The sequence below is a fragment of the Patulibacter medicamentivorans genome, from assembly GCF_000240225.1.
In the GTDB taxonomy this organism is placed as follows: domain Bacteria; phylum Actinomycetota; class Thermoleophilia; order Solirubrobacterales; family Solirubrobacteraceae; genus Patulibacter; species Patulibacter medicamentivorans.
Map to the genome: position 1 here is coordinate 1 of NZ_AGUD01000236.1, position 2,679 is coordinate 2,679.

Consider the following 2,679-nt stretch of genomic DNA (forward strand, 5'->3'; position numbering starts at 1 on the left):
GAGCACGGCTCTCGCTTCCCGGCGGCGACCTGCTCGGTCTACGTGCGCCTCGCATCCACCCGCGGCGGGCGGCGCGGGGCGCGCGTAGACCGGCGCGTCCCGCCATCTGGTGCGCTCGGCAGTGCCGAGCACGGCTCTCGCTTCCCGGCGGCGACCTCCTCGGTCTAGGCGCACCTCACATCCGCCGGTGTGGCGTGAGGCGCGCGTCGACGCTTCGGATCTCGCCACCTGGTGCGGCGGGATCTCGCGCTCAGGTGAGCATGCGCGCCGGCAGCGTGGCGAGGAAGGCCGCGACGTCGTCGAAGATCTCGTCGGCGCCGGCCAGGGCGCTGTCGTCGTCGTGGGTGCCCCGGACCGCGACCACCCGCATGCCCGCCGCGCGACCGGCGGCGATTCCGGCCGATGCGTCCTCCAGGACCACGCAGGCCGCGGGGTCGACGCCCAGCTCGTGGGCGCCGAGCAGGTAGGGGTCGGGATGCGGCTTGACCCGGGCGGTGCGCTCGGAGGTGACGAGCACGTCGGGGACGGCCAGGCCGCAGGCGCGCAGGCGGACGTGGGCCAGCGGGCCGGTGCACGAGGTGACGATCGCGACCGGCGGCCGGCCGGCCGCCGCCGCGGGATCGAGCAGGTCGTGGGCGCCGGGCAGCGCGATCACGCCCTCCAGGTCGGCGATCTCGCGCCGCTCGAGGTCGGCCGCCTCGCGCGTGGCGTCGAGCTGCGGCGCGAGCATCTCGACCACCTCGCGGGCGGGGACCCCGTGCGGGTGCTCGCTGGGCGGCGTGACGCCGCGGTCGGCCATCCAGGACCGCCAGACGCGCAGCACGGCGCCGGTCGAGTCGACCAGCGTGCCGTCGAGGTCGGAGAGGATCGCGGCGATCACGGGGCGGGGAGGGGGGTCGCGGTCATCGGTTCGGGGTCAGGCGGTCGGCGTGGGCGAGGCATTGGCGGCAGGGCGCGAACGGGCGGCGGTCGAGGGCAGCCGCTCGCCACCGGTCGCCGAGCGGGCGAGGAGGGCGATCGAGGCTGCCAGCAGCGCCGGGATCAGCATCGCGGTCGGCAGGTCGAGCAGCTCGGCGACGGCGCCGATCAGCGACGGTCCGAGCAGCCCGCCCGCGTAGCCGAGGCCGGAGACCGCCGCCAGCGCCTGCGCCGGGACCGGGGCCGGCCGACCGTCGGGGCCGACGGGGCGGCGGGCGCCCGCCGCCCGGAAGACGATCGGGACGGCGTTGGCCAGCGCCAGGCCGGCCACGACCCAGGCGGCGATCGCCACCCCTGCGTCGTCGACCAGCGCCACCAACGCCCAGGCCGTGCCGGCGAGCGCGCCGCCGAGCAGCAGCGTCCGGCGGTCGCCGAGCGCGGCCACCATCCGGTCGCCCGTCAGCCGGCCGACGGTCATCGCGAGCGAGAACGCCAGGAAGCCGATCGCGGCCAGCGCGGGGGAGGCGTCGCGGTGGTCGCGGAGCAGCACGCCGCTCCACTCGCCGACCGCGTTCTCGGCGATGAAGCTGGCCATCGCCGCGATCGCGCAGGCCAGCAGCCAGCGCCGGCGCAGCGGAGCCAGCCGCTCGCCGAGGGTCGGCGGGACCGCGCGCACGGCGGTCCGATGGCGATCGACCGCGGCGGGCAGCAGGTGGCGGTAGGCGAGCAGGGCGAGCGCGGTGACGGCCGCGATCGCGAGCAGGTGGACCCGCGGCGCGACGTCGGCGGCCATCGCCAGCGCGCCGACGCCGGCGCCGAGCAGCGTCCCGATCGAGAACGCGGCGTGCATCCCGCTCAGCACCGGCCGCCCGCGCTCGTGCTCGACGGCGACGCCGTGGGCGTTGATCGCGATGTCGTGGGCGCCGAGCGCCGCCCCGAACGCCAGCGAGCCGAGCGCCAGGGTCAGCGGCGCGCTGGCCTGGGCCGCGAGCGCGAGCACGGCCAGCAGCGGCGGCAGCAGCCAGCGCATCGCCGGCGCGCTGCCGTGGCGCGTCGCCAGGGCACCGGCCAGTGGCATCGAGACCACGGCGCCGATCCCGAGCGCCGCCAGCACCAGGCCGAGCCCGCCGTCGGAGAGCCCGGCGAGGTCGCGCAGGTCCGGGATCCGCACGAACCAACTGCCGCTGACGACGCCGTGGGCCAGGAACGCGACCACGACGGCGCGGTGGGCGCGGCGGCGGGTGGGGTCGTCGAGCGTCACGCGCGCAGCACCTGCGGCCCGGCGGCGGCCAGCCGCGCGCTGGCGGCGGCGGGGGCGTCGGTGACGATCAGGTCGACCCGGTCGAGCGCGAGCGCGGGCCACGGCGCGACGGTCCCGACCCGCGCGGCGTCGGCGACCGCGATCACCTCGCGTGCGTTGCCGGCGGCGACCCGCACCAGCTCGGCCTCGTCGCGATCGTGCATCGTCAGGCCGCCGGCGTCGAGCGCGCAGGGGGCGAGCACCAGGACGTCGGGACGGGCGGCCGCGATCTGGGCGGCCGCGAGCGCCCCGCCGGCGACGACCCGCTCGCGCTCGATCCGGCCGCCGATCAGCTCGACCTCGAGCCCGGCGGCCGCCGCCGCGACGGCGGCCGCGGGGTTCGGGGTCAGCACCTGCAGCCCGGGGGCCGGAGTCAGGTGGGCGGCCAGCTCGACCATCGTCGAGCCGCCGCCGAGCACCAGCAGCCCGTGGCGGGGTAGCCGCGCGGCCGCCGCCGCGGC

General features: G+C 78.4%; 3 protein-coding genes. All 3 read right to left on the minus strand.

Annotated features, from left to right (window positions below):
* Window positions 1-250 precede the first annotated feature (250 nt).
* Window positions 251-880 carry an HAD family hydrolase gene (locus tag PAI11_RS15550; RefSeq protein WP_007576480.1) on the minus strand — a complete coding sequence of 210 codons (630 nt, stop codon included), beginning with the start codon at window positions 878-880 and terminating at the stop codon, window positions 251-253.
* A 36-nt stretch (window positions 881-916) separates the two neighbouring features.
* Entirely contained in the window at window positions 917-2,179 is a 1,263-nt protein-coding gene (locus PAI11_RS15555; protein WP_007576481.1) for an MFS transporter, read from the minus strand.
* Window positions 2,176-2,679 (minus strand): DeoR/GlpR family DNA-binding transcription regulator (locus tag PAI11_RS15560; RefSeq protein WP_211656605.1); only part of this gene is annotated, 504 nt, incomplete at its 5' end. The genes PAI11_RS15555 and PAI11_RS15560, both read right to left, overlap by 4 nt.